The organism is Myroides sp. LoEW2-1, from assembly GCF_009767705.1.
In the GTDB taxonomy this organism is placed as follows: domain Bacteria; phylum Bacteroidota; class Bacteroidia; order Flavobacteriales; family Flavobacteriaceae; genus Flavobacterium; species Flavobacterium album_A.
In genome coordinates this window covers 1-639 of the sequence record NZ_WSPP01000084.1, presented here as the reverse complement: position 1 = coordinate 639, position 639 = coordinate 1, and the positions used below count along the sequence as shown (strand labels likewise).

At 36.6% G+C, this 639-nt stretch carries 1 protein-coding gene; it reads right to left on the bottom strand.

The features are described from left to right. A partial coding sequence (locus GOQ24_RS06105; RefSeq protein ID WP_160339299.1) for an IS66 family transposase occupies nucleotides 1-639 on the bottom strand: 639 nt, incomplete at both ends.

The following is a 639-nucleotide window of genomic DNA, read 5'->3' as shown; positions in this document are numbered from 1 at the left end:
TTTCTCATCTAAGACTTTGATGGTGGTTTCATCAACTTGAAGATATCCTTCATTTTTGATGTCCAGCAGAAGCTTTTCATATAGTGGTTTTAAAGCATCCATGCTTTGAGTTGCCCAGCCATCTATAGTAGAAGAAGCTATATCGATATTTTCTCTTGAAAAGCGTTGCTTCTGGCGATATAGTGGAAGGTGATCTACATACTTGTCAACAAGTATTGTAGATAATAATCCTTCTGAAGGTATTCCTTTATCTATAATTCGCTCTGGAAGCAATGCAATACTAATTTGAGTGTTGTCTTTATCTTTCGTGGCGTATTTATATCGGATGTACCGTTTGATTTTAAAGTAACCTGGAACATAATCTAACACATCTGTAGTTTCTTTACCAATACAAATCTTATCAGATAAATCTCCCTCTGGGTAGATTTCTATTTCTTCTACTGGTAAATGATCAGGTAGTTTAGCTCTTCCTGGATGTTTTTTCTTCTGACGAGAATAAGTGATCTCTTGTTTGATTACTTCTTCTTGTTCTTCCAAGACTGCTTGCTGAACCTCTAAAGGCAACTGTGTTTGATTAGGGTCTTCGAAACGCTCGCGTTTTTGTCCAAATTGCATGCGTCGTAAAAGATCTACTAAGCG